Origin of the sequence: Citrobacter sp. U14242 (genome assembly GCF_046555775.1) — a bacterium.
GTDB lineage: Bacteria > Pseudomonadota > Gammaproteobacteria > Enterobacterales > Enterobacteriaceae > Citrobacter.
In genome coordinates this window covers 460,904-478,922 of record NZ_JBKGLW010000002.1, presented here as the reverse complement: position 1 = coordinate 478,922, position 18,019 = coordinate 460,904, and the positions used below count along the sequence as shown (strand labels likewise).

Here is an 18,019-nt window from a genome sequence, read left to right as displayed (position 1 = left end):
TCTCAGTGGAACCCCGCTGACCCGGCGGCATGTAATCCGTTGTTCCGTGTCAGTGGAGGCGCATTATAGGGAGTTATTTCAGGCTGACAAGAGTAAATTTAAAATAACTTTCCGAATGCGTATTTTTTCACCAAAACCACCATTAACATGCCATAAAATAAGCAATTTGCCGTTTTTGCAGCCGCAATCACACTCCCTGATGGCATACTAATGAATAAGAAAACGCGTAAGGAAGAACATTCATGCCTTTAAATGCCCAACAGATAGCTGCCCAAAAGAATCTTTCCTATGTTCTGGCAGAAAAGCTGGCTCAGAGAATATTAAAAGGTGAATACGCACCCGGCGCTATCCTGCCGGGTGAAATTGAGCTGGGCGATCAGTTTGGCGTGAGTCGAACTGCGGTAAGGGAAGCAGTTAAGACATTAACGGCTAAAGGTATGGTATTACCGCGCCCACGTATTGGTACTCGTGTTATGCCGCAGGCAAACTGGAACTTCCTCGACCAGGAGTTGCTTACCTGGTGGATGACTGAAGATAATTTTCCTCAAGTCATTAAACACTTTCTGGTGATGCGTATTAGCCTGGAACCTCAAGCTTGTTTACTGGCTGCGACGATTGGTACAGCAGAGCAGAAAGCCCATCTCAATACATTAATGGAAGAGATGGTCGAGCTGAAAAGAAACTTCAGACGCGAACGTTGGATTGAAGTTGATATTGCCTGGCATGAGCACATTTATGAAATGAGCGCGAATCCATTCCTGATATCTTTCGCATCATTGTTCCATTCCGTTTATCAGACCTACTTTACGTCGATTACCTATAACGATGTGGTCAAGCTGGATTTGCACCAGGCCATTGTCGATGCAATAGAAGATAGCGATGGCGAACGCGCTTTTGCCGCTTGTCAGGCATTACTGATAGCACCAAACGAGCTCCCGGATAAATAATCTATGTCAGAAAAGAAATCGCGCAGTATGGCTGGGTTGCCATGGATAGCCGCCATGGCCTTTTTTATGCAGGCATTAGATGCCACTATTCTCAACACGGCCTTACCCGCAATTGCACATAGTCTTAACCGCTCTCCGCTTGCCATGCAATCAGCCATTATCAGCTATACCCTGACAGTCGCTATGCTGATCCCGGTGAGCGGATGGTTAGCTGACAGATTCGGTACCCGACGCGTATTTATGATAGCCGTTAGCCTGTTTACGTTGGGATCGTTGGCTTGTGCACTTTCCAGCTCATTAAGTGAATTGGTGGTTTTCCGCGTGATACAGGGTATCGGTGGCGCAATGATGATGCCCGTTGCCCGTCTGGCATTATTGCGTGCTTACCCACGCAGCGAACTACTCCCCGTACTTAATTTCGTGACCATGCCTGGTCTTGTTGGGCCAATTTTAGGTCCGGTACTGGGTGGCGTGCTGGTAACGTGGGCCAGTTGGCACTGGATCTTCCTGATTAATATTCCCATCGGTATTGCCGGTATCTTCTATGCCCGCAAATATATGCCAAACTTCACCACACCACGCCGCGGCTTCGATATGACCGGTTTCTTTCTCTTTGGTCTAAGCCTGGTACTGTTTTCCAGCGGTGTTGAGTTATTTGGCGAGAAACTTGTTGCCAGTTGGGTCGCACTTGGCATTATTCTCACCAGCATTGTGTTACTGCTCGCCTACATCCGTCATGCGCGTCGCCATCCGACACCGTTGATTGCGCTTCCCATTTTTAAAACGCGGACCTTTTCTGTTGGCATCGCCGGAAACCTTGCTACTCGCCTGGGGACGGGATGCGTACCTTTCTTAATGCCACTGATGCTGCAGGTAGGCTTTGGATACCCGGCACTCATTGCCGGTTGCATGATGGCTCCGACAGCGCTGGGATCAATTCTGGCGAAATCGATGGTGACGCAGGTACTGCGCCGACTCGGCTACCGGACCACACTGGTCGGTATTACAGTGTTTATCGGCCTGATGATTGCACAGTTCTCTTTGCAATCTCCAGCCATGCCGGTCTGGATGCTAATCCTGCCACTGTTCATTTTAGGTATGGCGATGTCCACCCAGTTTACCTCGATGAATACCATTACCCTGGCCGATTTGACTGATGAGAACGCCAGCAGTGGCAACAGCGTGTTAGCCGTTACGCAACAGTTGTCTATTAGTTTAGGGGTTGCCCTCAGTGCCGCCGTTCTGCGTATCTACGAAGGTATGGAAGGAACCAATACGGTCGAACAGTTCCACTATACCTTTATTACAATGGGCGCGATCACCGTCGTATCGGCGCTGATGTTTATGCTGTTAAGAGCCAAAGATGGGTGCAATCTGATCAAAGAGCGGCATAAGCCTAAACCGACCCCCGCGCCATCAGAACAGGAGTAAGCTGCAAGCGCTGCTGCTGCAATGCGGGCTGTGCCATACGGTGGATTAACACATCAATGGCCAGTTCGCCCAACTCATCTTTCGGTTGGTGAATAGTTGTCAGCGGCGGCGTCATATAGCGCGCCAGTTCTATGTCATCATAACCAACTACCGCCATATCCTGCGGGATACGCAATCCAGACTGGTATAAAGCCTGATATGCTCCAACCGCCATCGCGTCATTGCCGGTAAAAACAGCCTGTGGGCGGTCTTTATGCGACAACAGCGTTTGCATAGCTTCAAACCCACCGCCAAACTCGAAATCACCGGTGATCTCGTAACCGTCCGGGATAGCCAGCCCTGCACGCCTCATTGCCGCACGATATCCTTCCAGGCGTAAACGCGCCGGCGTTTTGTCCAGCGGCCCGGTGATGCAGGCAATGCGCGTAAACCCTTTTTCGATAAGATGCTGGGTGGCTAAATCCCCACCCAACAGGGAGTTATCCTGAATCAGATCGCTTTCACCATCAAAAGGTGACCAATCCATCATAACGGTGGGTATAGAAGGATAACGTTGCATGATCTCTCTGGAAGGCTGATGTGTTTCCGTGCAGAGCAGCAGCAAGCCGTCTACCCGTTTTTGCATCAACGTTTCCAGATTACGGTTCATACGCTGCTCATCACCTTCGGTGTTGCACAACACCAGGCTGTAACCGCGCTCAAAGCAGCTACGTTCAACACCACGAACCAGCTCAGAATAAAAGGGATTGGTACTGGCTGTGATTAACATGCCAATAGTGCGGGTCTGATTCAGTTTGAGACTACGCGCCAACGCGGAAGGCGCATAGTTAAGCTCTTTGATCGCCGCATCAACTTTGTCAGTGATCGCCTCACTGACAAAGCGATCTTTATTAATGACGTGAGAAACCGTCGACGTGGAAACACCCGCCAGGCGGGCAACGTCCTTCATTGTAGCCAAGCGTTACCTCTGTTGACTTAAAAACGCTTCGATTTCTTCACGCCATGGAACGGAAGGCTGTGCACCTTTACGTGTGACCGCAATCGCCGCGGCAGCATGTGCAAAACGGATGGCTTCCGATAGCGGAGTCTCTTCCAGTAACGCGGTGATTAACGCGCCGTTAAAGGTATCTCCGGCAGCGATAGTATCAACAGCATCCACTTTAAACCCGGGCACACGATGACCTTCACCGTTTACGCTGGCCCACACACCACGACTTCCTAAGGTAATCAGTACAGTATGAATGCCCTTCGCGTGCAACGCCTGCGCCGCTTTAGCGGCATCTTCATCGTTTTCGACCCTGATCCCCGTCAGCTTTTCAGCTTCGGTTTCATTTGGGGTAATAATATCCACCAGCGCCAGCAACTCGTCAGATAGTTCACGTGCCGGGGCCGGATTCAGGACAACCGTAGTCTTGTTTTGCTGCGCTATCTTTGCCGCAGCCAACACGCTTTCGATCGGTGATTCTAATTGCATCAGTAACGCAGACGCCTGAGCAATACGGTCACGCTGTGCTTCTACCAACGCGGGAGAAAGTGCAGCATTCGCGCCGGCATGAATACCGATAACATTCTCACCGTCAGCATTCACAAAAATCAGCGCCACACCGGTCGATTCACCCGCAATAACGCTAATCGGGGCAATATCGATATTATCGCGGGCTAACTGTTTACGAACACTTTCGCCAATATCGTCATCCCCCGTACAGGCAATGAACGCGATATTCGCGCCACTACGCCCTGCAGCAACCGCCTGATTCGCGCCTTTACCGCCAAACGCCACCTGATATTGACTACCCGTTACGGTTTCACCAGGTGTCGGGAAAGATGTAAGGTTGAGGATGTGATCGGCATTAATGCTGCCAAGAACAACGAGGTTGCCTGCGGTTTTCATGTTAGGTATTCCAAGTCAAAGTGCGCCACCGGGTTAGGGTGGCGCGTGCCCTGCTTTTCTTTTTACGCTTTCATCTTCAGAACCAGATCTAACGATGGCGTATTTATGTCTCCATCAGGTCACGAGCGGCCTGAATCGGTATTACTGCTTGATGACCAGCTTCAGGTCAACCGGATATTTAGCCTGAACCTTCTCGCCTTTCAGTACTTTATCCGCAGTCTCAACGCCTTTCGCGCCAATCTGATCCGGCAACTGAGCAATAGTCGCAGCCAGTTTGCCATCATTTACTGCTTTTTCGCCATCAGGTGTGCCGTCAAATCCAACCACCATCACATCAGATTTACCCGCAGTTTGCAGTGCGCGCAATGCACCCAGCGCCATTTCATCGTTCTGGGCAAATACAGCCTGCACATCAGGATGTGCGGTCAGCAGGTTCTGCATAACGTTCAAGCCTTTCGTACGGTCGAAGTCTGCCGGCTGGCTGGCCAGTACATTAAATTTGTGCGCCGCAACGGCCTGCTGGAAACCTTCGCCACGCTCACGTGCCGCGGACGTTCCGGCAATGCCCTGCAGTTCGATAACTTTCGCGCCTTCACCCGCTTTTTTCGCGATGTAATCACCCGCAATTTTGCCGCCCAGCACGTTATCAGACGCAATATGGCTGACAACTTCACCTTTAGACGCTACGCGGTCGAGAGTGATAACCGGAATCTTCGCCTGGTTAGCCATCTTCACAGCATTACCCACGGCATCGGAGTCCGTCGGGTTAATCAGCAGTATTTTAGTACCGCGAACCGTTAAATCCTGAACGTTTGCCAGTTCTTTCGCCGGGTTATTCTGTGAATCCAGAATAACCAGGTTATAGCCCAGCTTATCCGCCTCTTTTTGCGCACCATCTTTCAGGGAGACAAAGAACGGGTTATTAAGCGTGGAGACCACCAGCGCAATGGTATCTTTCGCCATCGCATTCGCGCTCACGGTGGCGCTCAGCGCAACAGCAGAAACCAGGGTAGCCAGTTTTTTCATGTTCATATTTAAGATGTCCTGTAATCGTTGTTACTGCTTTTTGTTGTCTACCAGTACCGCCAGCAAAATCACCACCGCTTTGACGATCATCTGGTAATAGGAGGATACACCTAACAAATTCAAACCATTATTGAGGAAACCAAGAATCAATGCGCCGATCAGCGTCCCAACAATTCGTCCTTTACCGCCCGCCAGGCTAGTACCGCCTAATACGACCGCAGCGATAGCATCCAGCTCGTAGCCGGTACCCGCCGTCGGTTGTGCAGAGGAAAGACGCGCTACTTCAATGATGCCCGCCAGCGAAGCCAGCAGCCCACAGAGTGAATAAACGATAATTTTAATCTTACTGACGCTGATACCAGACAGACGTGTTGCCGCTTCGTTACCACCCAGCGCATAGATATATCGGCCCAGACGGGTGTGATGCAGCATGTACCACGCAGCCAGGAAGACAATACCCATAATCCACACCGGCGTCGGGACGCCTAACGGACGACCAATACCAAACCAGCCAAACAGATCGGCATTGTCTGTAAATCCGGTATTTACCGGACTCCCATTGGTGTACACCATCGTCACACCCCGCAGCAGGAGCATCATCACCAGCGTGGCGATAAATGCCTGCACGCGACCTTTTGCGACAATCACCCCGGTTAACGCACCAACAGCAGCGCCCAGCGCCAATGCTGCCGCGACGGCGACCAGCGCGTTGACTTCAATTCCTACAATGGAAGCAGCAACCGCACCAGTGAGCGCCAGCAGGGAACCGACGGACAGATCGATACCCGACGTCAGGATGACCAGCGTCATGCCGACGGCCATAATGGCGTTTACCGACGTTTGCTGGAGAATGTTGAACAGGTTATTAACAGTAAAAAAGTTCGGGCTCATGGTGGAAACAATCGCAATCAGCACTAACAGAGCGATGAGCGACTTTTGCTCCAGAAGCCATGCTTTAGTGAAATAACGGCGACCAGAAACAGCCTGGGTAGTCATCTTTTTTACTCCTGATTCACGCGATTAAGCTTGCCCACAGCGGCAGCCATTAATACTTCCTGAGTGGCCTGCTCGCGAGAGAACTCACCGCCGAGATGCCCTTCATGCATAACAATAATCCGATCGCTCATGCCCAAGACTTCTGGCATCTCAGAAGAGACCAGAATGATGCTCAGCCCATCGGCTTTAAACTGGTTGATAAGCTGGTAGATTTCTTTCTTGGCACCAACATCAACACCGCGTGTTGGCTCATCGAGAATCAGCACTTTGGGTCGGGTCATCAAACCGCGTGCAATCGCCACTTTTTGCTGGTTACCGCCAGAAAGCAGACCGATAGCCTGCTCCATAGATGGCGTTTTTACATTGAAAAGGCGAATAAAATCACCTACCGCCTGCTGCTCATCTTTATGTTTCAGGCTTCCGCCAGCGCGGCTAAAGTAGCGCAGTGCAGTTAACGACATGTTCTCTTTCACCGACATGCCAAGCACTAAACCATCGCGTTTACGGTCTTCAGAAATATAGACGATACCGTTGGCCAGCCCATCCTGCGGAGAACGCGTAACCACTTCATGCCCGTCAAGCGTGACGTAACCGCTGGTACGTGGCAGCGCGCCATACAGGACTTTCATCAATTCGGTACGACCGGCCCCCATCAGGCCAGAGACGCCCAGGATCTCGCCTTTGCGCAGTGTGAATGACACATCATGTACCCCTGGGCCGCACAGGTTATCAACCTTCAGGCGCACATCGCCTGGCGCTTTATCCAGCCGCGGGTACTGATCTTCCAGCTTACGTCCCACCATCATTTCAATGAGCGAATCTTCGGTTAACGAGGCCACTTCACGCTCGGCAATAAACTGCCCGTCGCGGAAAACGGTCACATCATCGCAAATCTCGAAGATCTCTTTCATACGGTGGGAGATATAGACGATGCCACGCCCCTGCGATTTAAGTTCGCGGATAACAAGGAACAGGGATTCCGTTTCGGTATCGGTAAGGGCGTCGGTCGGTTCATCCATAACGATGACCTTCGACTCAAAGCTCAACACTTTGGCAATTTCAACCATCTGCTGATCGCCAATTGACAACTCACCCACCAGCCTGTCGCTTTTAAAACGCAGATTGAGTTTGGCAAGCAGTAGATCGGCTTCGGCATACATTTTCTTCCAGTCTATTTTGCCAAAGCGATTTACAAACTCACGACCAAGAAAAATGTTCTCAGCGATGGTGAGTTGTGGGATCAGGTTCAGCTCCTGGTGAATAATGCCAATCCCGGCTTCCTGGGAGGATTTTGGGCCGTTGAAGGTGGTTTCTTTCCCCAACCATAATAAAGAACCGGCATCGCGGGTATAGATACCGGTCAGTACTTTCATCATGGTGGATTTGCCAGCGCCGTTTTCGCCTACCAGCGCCATTACGCGACCAGGATAGACATTCAATGCGGCGCCAGATAGCGCTTTTACGCCCGGGAACGCTTTATCGATCCCTTTGAGTTGCAGTAATGCGTTCATGATGGCCTCAGAACGTGACGCCAGCACAAAGAATAATATTCGCATACGGAGAACACTCTCCGCTGCGAATTACCGCCTGACTGTCTGCGGTTTGTTTTTTGAAATGCTCATGCGTGGTGTAACGAATTTCTATGGTGTTTCCCTGGTGTTGTTGCAGTTGCTCAATGTGGTTGAGCAACGTTTCGTGGAGTTGCGGATTATGTTGTTTAATTTCCGTCGCGAGAATGGCTGCCTCGACCTGCATTTCACGTGTGACCACATCCAATACCTGCATAAAAGAAGGTACGCCCTGGGTTAATGCCATATCGATACGGGTTGTGCTATTCGGGATGGGTAAACCCGCATCACATACCACCAGCGTATCGGTATGCCCCAGACGGGAGATCACCGATGAAATTTCAGAGTTGAGTACCGTGCCTTTCTTCATTTTCTTTCCCCACTAGCGAAACGTTTCGCTGAAAATAAGTTTAGTCTGAAGGGTGCACAGAAAACCACCGCGAGGTTACGAAAATGTGATCGCCATCGAAACGTTTCGCAAGGATTATCATGAGATGAAAAGAAAACTGAGAGGAGTCAAACAAAACGCCCCCTTTCACGATGAAAGAGGGCGTCAGCAATATTAAATCTCGACCTGAGTACCGAGTTCAATAACCCGGTTAGGCGGAATTTCAAACTGGTCCGGCGCACGTAGCGCGTTACGCTGCAACAGCAGATACAGCTTACCGCGCAGGCGCAGATACCATGGCCGTTTGCCAACAATCAGCGACTCATGCGACATAAAGAAGGAGGTTTCCATCATCCGGCAACTTAAGCCTTCCAGACCACAGCGGTGGAACACTTCCTCAACGTTTGGCGTTTCACGCCAGCCATAACTGGCCACCACGCGCCAGAAGGTCGGCGACAATTGCTCAATCTGCACTCTACGTACATTGTGTACATAGGGTGCGTCTTCAGTGCGCAACGTCAGCAGAATGACGCGTTCATGCAACACTTTGTTGTGTTTGAGATTATGCAGCAGTGCAAACGGGATGACGTTCAACGCGCGGGACATATACACCGCCGTTCCAGGCACGCGCACCGGTGGGGATTTCTCCAGCGAGGCAATCATCGCCTCCAGAGAGTTACCGTGCTCATGCATACGACGCAGCAGACGGAAGCGTTCGCTTTTCCAGGTCGTCATAATAGTGAACATTACCAGGCCCAGCGAGAGCGGCAACCAGCCGCCTGAAATAAGCTTATCGAGGTTTGCAGAGAATAACGGAACATCGATGCACAGGAACGCAACCAGGATCAGGAAGACGAAGTACTTATTCCAGTGCCAGTTTTGCCGCGCCACAGTCGTCGACAAAATGGACGTCAGCACCATCGTCCCCGTCACCGCAATACCGTACGCCGCAGCCAGATTACTGGAGTGCTCAAAGCTCACGATTACGATAACCACGGCGAAATAAAGCATCCAGTTTACGAAAGGAATATAGATCTGACCCGATTCCATTTCTGAAGTATGGATAATCCGCATCGGCGATAAATACCCCAGACGCACAGCCTGACGCGTCAGTGAGAATACACCGGAGATAACCGCCTGAGAGGCGATAACCGTTGCCAGAGCGGCAAGGATCAGCAGCGGAATAAGTGCCCAATCCGGTGCCAGCAGGAAGAACGGGTTTTTGATCGCTTCGGGATGCTTTAACAGCAACGCACCCTGACCAAAGTAATTCAACACCAGCGAAGGCAATACGACGGTGAACCATGCCAGGCGAATCGGTAACTTACCAAAATGGCCCATGTCGGCATACAACGCTTCAACACCGGTAATCGACAGCACCACTGCGCCCAGCGCAATAAAGGATAGCGTTTTGAACTCCAGGAAGAAATGAACAGCCCAATACGGATTTAGGGCATGCAACACTTCCGGATTCGCAATAATGCTGCGTACACCCAGCACGGCAAGCACCAGGAACCATATCAGCATAATAGGCGCAAACAGCTTACCGACCATGCCGGTACCGTGCTTTTGAATCAAAAACAGCAGGGTAAGTACGATAATAGAGAGAGGAACAATCCAGGTGTCCAGTTGTGGAGCAATAATCTCCAGACCTTCAATCGCCGACATCACCGAAATCGCTGGCGTGATCACCACCTCGCCATAGAAAAAGCTGCCGCCAATCAATCCCATAATCACCAGCATCGAGGTCGTTCGCGCCGACGTATTACGCCCGGCCAACGACATCAACGTCAGGATCCCGCCTTCCCCGGCGTTATCAGCACGCATAACAAATGACAGATATTTAACGGAAACAACCAGGATCAGCAGCCAGAAAATCAGCGAGAGAAAACCAAACACAGCATCACGTTCAACGCCAAAACCAAACTGCCCGGACAAACATTCACGAAGCGTATAAAGTGGGCTGGTACCAATATCACCGTAGACAACCCCAATGGCCGCAAGGGTAATCGCAGACAATGATTGCTTATTATCAGTGCTCATAGACTCGTCTTTCGTTTATACACATCATCGTTCAAGCTACCTCCGCGTTAGCTGCATTCGTTATTCCGCCCATCCCAGGGAATAACTCCATTGCCGCCTTGGTGCAGCTTGATTGATATGGTGTATATATAAGAAATGTGTGCGTCGTCCCTTGGCCCACAAAAAGGCGCACAGTATGCACGATTAATCGCAAAATCGTACCCCTAAATGAGACCAGATTAATCTGGCTCAAAGAAAAATAAACGCGCCTTCAGTCTATTACAGCCCAGGGGCTAAACATCTATACTCGCTGTTTAACGCGGAACATTTGGCGAAAGGACGCCACTTCATTATGGCTCACCCACATTTATTAGCGGAAAGAATTTCCCGTCTGAGCAATGCGCTGGAAAAGGGACTTTATGAACGTAGCCACGCCATTCGCCTTTGTCTGCTGGCCGCGCTCAGCGGCGAGAGCGTCTTCTTATTAGGCCCGCCAGGGATCGCGAAAAGCTTAATCGCTCGCCGACTGAAGTTTGCCTTTAAAAATGCCCGTGCTTTCGAATATCTGATGACGCGCTTTTCGACACCTGAAGAGGTCTTTGGCCCGCTATCCATTCAGGCGCTTAAAGACGAAGGTCGCTATGAGCGCTTAACAGCAGGCTATCTTCCTGAAGCCGAAATCGTTTTTCTCGATGAAATCTGGAAAGCAGGCCCGGCCATTCTCAACACCCTGCTGACCGCCATTAATGAACGCCACTTCCGCAACGGCGCACACGAGGAGAAAATCCCGATGCGTCTGCTGGTCGCGGCGTCCAACGAATTGCCTGAAGCGGACAGCAGCCTGGAAGCATTGTACGACCGAATGCTGATTCGCCTGTGGCTGGATAAAGTCCAGGACAAGGCTAACTTCCGCTCCATGCTGTTAAGCCAGCAGGACGAAAGTGACAACCCTGTTCCAACAACGTTACAAGTGACGGATGAAGAGTACTACCAGTGGCAAAAAGACATTGGCAAAATCACGCTTCCCGATCGTGTATTTGAATTGATTTTCACCCTGCGCCAGCAACTGGATGCGCTACCGAACACCCCCTATGTATCTGACCGTCGTTGGAAAAAAGCAATCCGCTTACTCCAGGCCAGCGCCTTCTTTAGCGGACGCGATGCCGTTGCACCTATCGACCTTATTCTGCTGAAAGATTGCTTGTGGTATGACGCACAAAGCCTGAATCTGATGCAGCAACAAATCGAAATATTGATGACCGGGCACGCCTGGCAGCAGCAGACAATGCTGACTCGCCTTGGGACAATAATGCAGCGCCGCATCCAGCTACAGCAGCAGCAAAGTGATAAAACGGCTTTCACGGTAATTCGTCAGGGCGGAATGTTCAGCCGCCGTCCTCATTATGATTTACCACCGGAAGCCAACACTTCCGTACTGACGCTGTTACTGCAAAAACCCCTAAAACTGCACGATATGGACGTTATCCATATTGCCTTTGAACGCGCCGCTCTGGAGCTATGGCTGACGAAAGGCGGTGAGATCCGCGGAAAATTAAACGGGATCGGCTTCGCCCAGACGCTGAATATGGAAGTCGACAGCGCTCAGCACCTGGTCGTACGCGACGTCAGCTTGCAAGGTTCTCGACTGGCGTTACCCGGTGCATCAGAAGAAGGCATGCCCAGTGAGATAAAACAGCAGCTTGAAGCGCTCGACAACGAATGGCACCAGCAACACAGCGAATTTAGTGAACAGCAAAAATGTCTGTTTATCCATAGTGACTGGTTAGGCCGCATTGAGGCCAGCCTGCAGGACGTCGGTACACAGATCCGACAGGCACAACAATGCTGACCCTTGATACGCTAAATATCATGCTGGCGGTCGGCGAAGAGGGGATGATCGAAGAGATGATCATCGCACTGCTGGCTTCCCCGCAAATGGCGGTCTTTTTCAAAAAATTTCCCCGGCTAAAAAAAGCGATTACTGACGATGTCCCCCGCTGGCGTGAAGCGTTACGCAGCCGCCTCAAAGATACCCACGTACCGCCGGAGCTAACAGAAGAGGTAATGTGCTATCAGCAAAGTCAGCTCCTCTCCACTTCGCAGTTTATCGTCCAGCTACCGCAAATCTTAGCGCTCCTGCACCGACTCCACTCACCATGGGCTGGGCAAGCGCAGCAACTGGTCGATGACAACAGTATTTTTACGCCCGCACTGCATACACTATTTCTCCAGCGCTGGCGCCTGAGCCTGGTGGTTCAAACCACCACGCTTAATCAGCAGCTACTGGAAGAAGAACGCGAACAGTTGCTCAGTGAAGTACAGGAACGGATGACGCTCAGTGGCCAACTGGAACCTGTGCTGGCGGAAAATGACAACGCAGCGGGTCGTTTGTGGGACATGAGCGCAGGTCAAATTAAGCGCGGTGATTATCAGCTGATGGTGAAATACGGTGAGTTCCTGACGCAACAACCCGAACTTCAACGGCTGGCCGAACAGTTGGGGCGCTCCAGAGAAGCGAAATCCGTGCCGCGTAAAGACGCGCCAATGGAAACATTCCGTACGCTGGTGCGTGAACCGGCCACCGTCCCGGAGCAGGTGGATGGCATTCAACAAAGCGATGATATCCTGCGTTTACTCCCCCCCGAACTGGCCACGTTGGGCATTACCGAACTGGAATATGAGTTCTATCGGCGGCTGGTGGAAAAGCAGCTCCTGACATACCGCCTGCATGGAGAAGCCTGGCGCGAGAAAGTAACGGAGCGGCCGGTTATACACCAGGATTTTGACGAGCAGCCTCGTGGACCGTTTATTGTCTGTGTCGATACCTCGGGATCGATGGGCGGATTTAACGAACAGTGTGCGAAAGCCTTTTGCCTCGCACTCATGCGCGTTGCACTCGCCGATAACCGTCGCTGTTTCATCATGTTATTTTCGACAGAAGTCGTGCGCTATGAGCTATCCGGTCCGGAAGGCATTGAGCAGGCAATCCGTTTTTTAAGCCAGCGTTTTCGCGGCGGTACGGACATTGCCAGCTGTTTTCGCGCCATTATTGAACGTATGCAGGGTCGGGAATGGTTTGATGCCGATGCGGTGGTGATTTCGGATTTTATCGCCCAGCGATTACCCGATGAGGTTGTCAATAAAGTGGGGGAATTACAGCGGGTACATCAGCACCGTTTTCATGCGGTCGCGATGTCAGCACACGGCAAACCCGGCATCATGCGCATTTTCGATCATATCTGGCGCTTTGATACCGGGATGCGAAGCCGCCTGCTCAGACGCTGGCGGCGTTAATTTTTTACAGCAGTGAAGCGACGCTTTCACGGACCTGTGCAGGCCACACACCGCACTGAACCTGGCCAATGTGCGGCAACTGCAGCAGCAGCATCGTCAGGCGTGACTGCCCAATACCGCCGCCAATGGTCTGCGGCATTTCGCCACGCAACAGTGCCTGGTGCCACTCCAGACTCAGGCGATCTTCATCACCGGTCAGAGCAAGCTGGTGTTTCAGCGCATCGGCGTCCACGCGGATCCCCATCGAAGACAGTTCAAACGCATCTTCCAGAACCGGGTTCCACACCAGGATATCACCGTTCAGACCAGCATGGCCCAGCTCGGAAGCTGAACTCCAGTCATCATAATCCGGCGCACGAACGTCATGACGGTGACCGTCGCTAAGTTTGCCGCCGATCCCGACTAGGAACACCGCACCCAGCTCTTTTGCGATCGCACGTTCACGACCTTTTGCATCAAGATCCGGGTAGCGAGATAACAGCTCCTGGCTATGCACAAAGTGGATCTGCTCTGGCAGGAACGGTGCCAGACCAAATTCTTTGCTTACCGCAGCTTCGGTTGCCTTAATTCCCGCCCAGATAGCCTCTACTGTGCTTTTCAGAGTGGAGAACTGACGCTCACCGTCACCCATAACGCGCTCCCAGTCCCACTGGTCAACATAGACCGAGTGAAGCGGAGAGAGACGGTCTTCATCCGGGCGCAGGGCTTTCATGTGCGTGTACAGTCCCTCGCCCGCGCTGAAGTCGTGTTGTCCCAGCGTTTGACGCTTCCACTTCGCCAGTGAATGAACCACTTCGAACTGAGCGTCTGGTAATGCTTTCACTTTCACCTGCACCGCTTTTTCACAGCCAGACAAGTTATCCTGCGTGCCATCTCCTACACGACTCAGGATCGGTGCCTGGACTTCAATCAGCCCCAGACGCTCTTCCAGTTGGCGAGAAAAATGAGATTTCACGAAGCTAATTTGACGTTGTTTGGCAATGTAAGCGGTTTTCATTATGTTTACTCCTGTGTCCTGTTGCCTATGATTAAGCAACAGAATGAGGGTAATATTCAATAATCAACAAACAAAAAGCCATGTTCGATTTTGATTCATTAAAATTTAACGCTAAAATAGAGTGAATCATCAATCTACATAAGAAAAACCTATGGAAAATTATCAGATCGATAATCTGGACCGCGGCATCCTTGATGCCCTGATGGAAAATGCCCGTACCGCCTACGCCGAACTGGCCAAACAGTTTGGTGTCAGCCCGGGTACAATTCACGTGCGCGTTGAAAAGATGAAGCAGGCAGGGATCATTACCGGCGCACGTATTGATGTCAGTCCAAAACAACTGGGTTATGACGTCGGCTGCTTTATTGGCATCATCCTGAAAAGTGCTAAGGATTATCCATCCGCATTAGCCAGACTGGAAAGCCTCGATGAAGTGACCGAGGCGTATTACACCACCGGGCACTACAGCATCTTTATAAAGGTGATGTGTAAATCTATCGATGCTCTGCAACAGGTGCTTATCAACAAGATCCAAACAATTGATGAAATTCAGTCCACTGAAACCTTGATCGTCTTGCAGAACCCGATCATGCGTACCATCAAGCCCTGATCGCTTTTTTTAATCCCCTGGTTTTCCACAGGTAGATCCCAGCTCGCTCACAGCGTACAATGCTGCCTCTTCATCGAGGTAGCGATCAATGGCAGATATCACTCTTATCAGCGGCAGCACGCTTGGCAGTGCGGAATATGTAGCAGAACATTTGGCTGAACAGCTGAATGACGCCGGTTTTTCCAGCGAAATACTGCATGGACCGATGCTCGACGAGGTTCCAACTCAAGGGGTCTGGCTGGTAATCAGCTCAACGCACGGTGCGGGAGACATTCCTGATAACCTGCAACCTTTATATGACGCATTGCGCGAGCAGAAACCGGATCTTTCGCAGGTACACTTTGGTGCCATCGGCATTGGTAGCCGCGAATATGACACGTTCTGCGGTGCGATTGACAAGCTGGAAGCTGAACTGAAGGCCTGCGGGGCGAAACAGATCGGTGAAACGCTCAGGATCAACGTACTGGAACATGAGATTCCGGAAGATCCGGCTGAGATTTGGCTGGGATCCTGGCATCCATTGCTCAGAGATTTGTAAAGATCGTACTTTTTTATGTGGATAACTCTGGTTAAAAGCTTGGATCAACCGGTAGTTATCCAAAGAATAACTGTTGTTCAGTTTTTGAGTTGTGTATAACCCTTCATTCTGATCCCAGCTTATACGGACCAGGATCACCGATCATTCACAGCTAATGATCCTCAACAACCCGTTGATCTTATTCAAAGGATCGCCCTTATCCACAGATAGTTGCGATCCTAATAAGAGATCACAATAAAACAGATCTCTAAATAAAAAGATCTTCTTTTTAATACCCAGGATCCGAGGTCTTTCTCCATCGACTAAAGTTGAGTAGAATCCACGGCCCGGGCTTCAATCCATTTTCACACCGCGTTATGCGAGGCAATTACCATGTTTTATCAGGATCCTTTTGACGTCATCATCATTGGCGGGGGTCATGCAGGCACCGAGGCCGCAATGGCCGCGGCGCGAATGGGTCAACAGACTCTGCTTTTGACACACAATATCGACACTCTGGGGCAAATGAGCTGCAACCCAGCGATTGGCGGCATTGGGAAGGGACACCTGGTAAAAGAAGTGGATGCGCTTGGCGGCCTGATGGCAACCGCGATCGACCATGCCGGTATCCAGTTCAGGATACTAAACGCCAGCAAAGGCCCGGCAGTTCGCGCCACTCGTGCTCAGGCGGATCGCGTGCTCTATCGTCAGGCGGTACGTACTGCACTGGAGAACCAGCCAAACCTGATGATCTTCCAGCAGGCGGTTGAAGATCTGATTGTTGAAAACGATCGTGTTGTCGGTGCGGTGACTCAGATGGGTCTGAAGTTCCGTGCCAAAGCGGTGGTATTAACCGTAGGGACCTTCCTTGACGGAAAAATTCACATTGGTCTGGACAACTACAGCGGTGGTCGTGCTGGCGATCCGCCGTCTATTCCACTGTCACGTCGCCTGCGTGAACTGCCGCTGCGCGTGAGCCGTTTGAAAACAGGTACACCGCCGCGTATCGATGCGCGTACCATCGATTTTAGCGTACTTGGTCAGCAAAACAGCGATAACCCGATGCCGGTCTTTTCGTTCCTTGGCGATGTTTCTCAACATCCGCGCCAGATGCCGTGCTACATCACGCATACTAACGAGAAAACCCATGACGTGATCCGTAATAACCTCGATCGTAGCCCGATGTATGCTGGCGTGATCGAAGGTATCGGCCCACGTTACTGCCCGTCGATCGAAGATAAAGTGATGCGCTTTGCCGACAGGAACCAGCACCAGATCTTCCTTGAACCGGAAGGACTGACGTCTAACGAAATTTACCCGAACGGTATTTCCACCAGCCTGCCATTTGATGTGCAGATGCAAATTGTCCGCTCCATGCAGGGGATGGAAAACGCCAAAATTGTTCGTCCTGGCTATGCTATTGAATATGATTTCTTCGATCCACGCGATCTGAAACCAACTCTGGAAAGTAAATTCATTCAGGGTCTGTTCTTTGCAGGGCAAATCAATGGGACAACCGGTTACGAAGAAGCCGCCGCACAAGGTTTGCTGGCGGGTCTGAACGCCGCACGCTTGTCTGCTGAGAAAGACGGCTGGGCTCCTGCGCGTTCTCAGGCTTATCTTGGTGTGCTGGTGGATGACCTGTGTACGCTGGGCACCAAAGAACCGTACCGCATGTTTACTTCGCGCGCAGAATACCGTTTGATGCTGCGCGAAGATAACGCCGATCTCCGTCTGACCGAAATTGGTCGTGAACTGGGTCTGGTGGGGGATGAACGCTGGGCGCGCTTCAATGAAAAACTGGAACGCATCGAACAAGAACGCCAGCGTTTGAAATCAACCTGGGTGAACCCGCTTGCTGAATCTGCCGCGGAAGTGAACGCGCACCTGGCAACGCCTCTGTCACGCGAGGCCAGTGGTGAAGATCTGCTGCGTCGTCCGGACATGACCTATGCACAGCTGACGTCATTGTCTGCATTTGCGCCAGCGCTTGATGATCCTCAGGCGGCTGAACAGGTTGAGATTCAGGTTAAGTACGAAGGTTATATTGCCCGTCAGCAGGATGAAATCGAAAGACAACAGCGCAATGAAAACACGTTGCTGCCTGCGACTCTGGATTATCGTCAGGTTTCCGGGTTGTCGAACGAAGTTATTGCCAAGCTGAACGATCACAAACCGGTGTCAATCGGCCAGGCATCGCGCATTTCAGGTGTCACGCCTGCCGCCATCTCCATCCTGCTGGTTTGGCTGAAAAAACAGGGTATGCTGCGCCGTAGCGCTTAATCACACTATCTGGGCGGAGGCGCTTCGCTTGCCCGCCCTGCAAATTTGT

General features: G+C 51.3%; 15 protein-coding genes. 7 read left to right on the top strand and 8 right to left on the bottom strand.

The genetic code is table 11. From position 1 onward, the window contains the following. The first annotated feature begins 242 nt into the window (after window positions 1–242). Both ACLJXE_RS05005 and mdtD read left to right on the top strand, forming a co-directional pair. Entirely contained in the window at window positions 243–947 is a 705-nt protein-coding gene (locus ACLJXE_RS05005; protein WP_101742141.1) for a FadR/GntR family transcriptional regulator, read from the top strand. Between the two features lie 3 nt (window positions 948–950). Continuing rightward, complete coding sequence (mdtD, locus tag ACLJXE_RS05000; protein WP_410750249.1) at window positions 951–2,378, top strand: multidrug transporter subunit MdtD; 1,428 nt, start codon at window positions 951–953, stop codon at window positions 2,376–2,378. Here mdtD and rbsR read toward each other — a convergent pair. The 7 genes from rbsR to kup form a co-directional block, all read right to left on the bottom strand. Further along, window positions 2,344–3,336, bottom strand: coding sequence for a ribose operon transcriptional repressor RbsR (rbsR, locus tag ACLJXE_RS04995; protein WP_286630077.1), 993 nt, complete (start codon window positions 3,334–3,336; stop codon window positions 2,344–2,346). The genes mdtD and rbsR overlap by 35 nt on opposite strands. Window positions 3,337–3,339: 3 nt before the next feature. Then, window positions 3,340–4,269, bottom strand: coding sequence for a ribokinase (gene rbsK, locus ACLJXE_RS04990; RefSeq protein ID WP_410750248.1), 930 nt, complete (start codon window positions 4,267–4,269; stop codon window positions 3,340–3,342). Window positions 4,270–4,410: 141 nt separating this feature from the next. Then, entirely contained in the window at window positions 4,411–5,301 is an 891-nt protein-coding gene (gene rbsB / locus ACLJXE_RS04985; protein ID WP_003023760.1) for a ribose ABC transporter substrate-binding protein RbsB, read from the bottom strand. 24 nt (window positions 5,302–5,325) lie between these two features. Beyond that, the gene (gene rbsC, locus ACLJXE_RS04980) at window positions 5,326–6,291 is read right to left on the bottom strand and encodes a ribose ABC transporter permease (RefSeq protein WP_137381321.1); all 966 of its coding nucleotides are present in this window, start codon (window positions 6,289–6,291) and stop codon (window positions 5,326–5,328) included. 5 nt (window positions 6,292–6,296) lie between these two features. Further along, entirely contained in the window at window positions 6,297–7,802 is a 1,506-nt protein-coding gene (rbsA, locus tag ACLJXE_RS04975) for a ribose ABC transporter ATP-binding protein RbsA (RefSeq protein ID WP_286630075.1), read from the bottom strand. A 7-nt stretch (window positions 7,803–7,809) separates the two neighbouring features. Continuing rightward, window positions 7,810–8,229, bottom strand: coding sequence for a D-ribose pyranase (gene rbsD / locus ACLJXE_RS04970; protein WP_271449740.1), 420 nt, complete (start codon window positions 8,227–8,229; stop codon window positions 7,810–7,812). A 192-nt stretch (window positions 8,230–8,421) separates the two neighbouring features. After that, entirely contained in the window at window positions 8,422–10,290 is a 1,869-nt protein-coding gene (gene kup, locus ACLJXE_RS04965) for a low affinity potassium transporter Kup (RefSeq protein WP_286630073.1), read from the bottom strand. Between the two features lie 331 nt (window positions 10,291–10,621). On the opposite strand from kup, the gene ravA reads away from it, so the two are divergent. Both ravA and viaA read left to right on the top strand, forming a co-directional pair. Beyond that, entirely contained in the window at window positions 10,622–12,118 is a 1,497-nt protein-coding gene (gene ravA, locus ACLJXE_RS04960) for an ATPase RavA (protein WP_410750247.1), read from the top strand. Beyond that, on the top strand, window positions 12,112–13,563 hold the full coding sequence (gene viaA, locus ACLJXE_RS04955; RefSeq protein WP_410750246.1) for an ATPase RavA stimulator ViaA: 1,452 nt from the start codon (window positions 12,112–12,114) through the stop codon (window positions 13,561–13,563). Before ravA ends, viaA begins: the two co-directional genes overlap by 7 nt. Window positions 13,564–13,567: 4 nt before the next feature. Here the strand turns inward: viaA and asnA are convergent, their stop codons facing one another. Then, the gene (gene asnA, locus ACLJXE_RS04950; RefSeq protein WP_005121446.1) at window positions 13,568–14,560 is read right to left on the bottom strand and encodes an aspartate--ammonia ligase; all 993 of its coding nucleotides are present in this window, start codon (window positions 14,558–14,560) and stop codon (window positions 13,568–13,570) included. 151 nt (window positions 14,561–14,711) lie between these two features. Between asnA and asnC the strand changes: the two genes are divergently transcribed. The 3 genes from asnC to mnmG all read left to right on the top strand — a co-directional run bounded on the left by asnC (window position 14,712) and on the right by mnmG (window position 17,970). Continuing rightward, entirely contained in the window at window positions 14,712–15,170 is a 459-nt protein-coding gene (gene asnC / locus ACLJXE_RS04945; protein ID WP_003023780.1) for a transcriptional regulator AsnC, read from the top strand. A gap of 88 nt (window positions 15,171–15,258) precedes the next feature. Continuing rightward, window positions 15,259–15,708 carry an FMN-binding protein MioC gene (gene mioC / locus ACLJXE_RS04940; protein ID WP_286630069.1) on the top strand — a complete coding sequence of 150 codons (450 nt, stop codon included), beginning with the start codon at window positions 15,259–15,261 and terminating at the stop codon, window positions 15,706–15,708. A gap of 372 nt (window positions 15,709–16,080) precedes the next feature. Then, window positions 16,081–17,970 carry a tRNA uridine-5-carboxymethylaminomethyl(34) synthesis enzyme MnmG gene (mnmG, locus tag ACLJXE_RS04935; protein WP_286630068.1) on the top strand — a complete coding sequence of 630 codons (1,890 nt, stop codon included), beginning with the start codon at window positions 16,081–16,083 and terminating at the stop codon, window positions 17,968–17,970. Window positions 17,971–18,019: the final 49 nt, after the last annotated feature.

Coding starts and splice junctions, on each gene's coding strand:
- ACLJXE_RS05005 (WP_101742141.1), top strand. CDS start 243: ATGCCTTTAAATGCCCAACAGATAGCTGCCCAAAAGAATCTTTCCTAT.
- mdtD (WP_410750249.1), top strand. CDS start 951: ATGTCAGAAAAGAAATCGCGCAGTATGGCTGGGTTGCCATGGATAGCC.
- rbsK (WP_410750248.1), bottom strand. CDS start 4,269: ATGAAAACCGCAGGCAACCTCGTTGTTCTTGGCAGCATTAATGCCGAT.
- rbsB (WP_003023760.1), bottom strand. CDS start 5,301: ATGAACATGAAAAAACTGGCTACCCTGGTTTCTGCTGTTGCGCTGAGC.
- rbsC (WP_137381321.1), bottom strand. CDS start 6,291: ATGACTACCCAGGCTGTTTCTGGTCGCCGTTATTTCACTAAAGCATGG.
- rbsA (WP_286630075.1), bottom strand. CDS start 7,802: ATGAACGCATTACTGCAACTCAAAGGGATCGATAAAGCGTTCCCGGGC.
- rbsD (WP_271449740.1), bottom strand. CDS start 8,229: ATGAAGAAAGGCACGGTACTCAACTCTGAAATTTCATCGGTGATCTCC.
- kup (WP_286630073.1), bottom strand. CDS start 10,290: ATGAGCACTGATAATAAGCAATCATTGTCTGCGATTACCCTTGCGGCC.
- ravA (WP_410750247.1), top strand. CDS start 10,622: ATGGCTCACCCACATTTATTAGCGGAAAGAATTTCCCGTCTGAGCAAT.
- viaA (WP_410750246.1), top strand. CDS start 12,112: ATGCTGACCCTTGATACGCTAAATATCATGCTGGCGGTCGGCGAAGAG.
- asnA (WP_005121446.1), bottom strand. CDS start 14,560: ATGAAAACCGCTTACATTGCCAAACAACGTCAAATTAGCTTCGTGAAA.
- asnC (WP_003023780.1), top strand. CDS start 14,712: ATGGAAAATTATCAGATCGATAATCTGGACCGCGGCATCCTTGATGCC.
- mioC (WP_286630069.1), top strand. CDS start 15,259: ATGGCAGATATCACTCTTATCAGCGGCAGCACGCTTGGCAGTGCGGAA.
- mnmG (WP_286630068.1), top strand. CDS start 16,081: ATGTTTTATCAGGATCCTTTTGACGTCATCATCATTGGCGGGGGTCAT.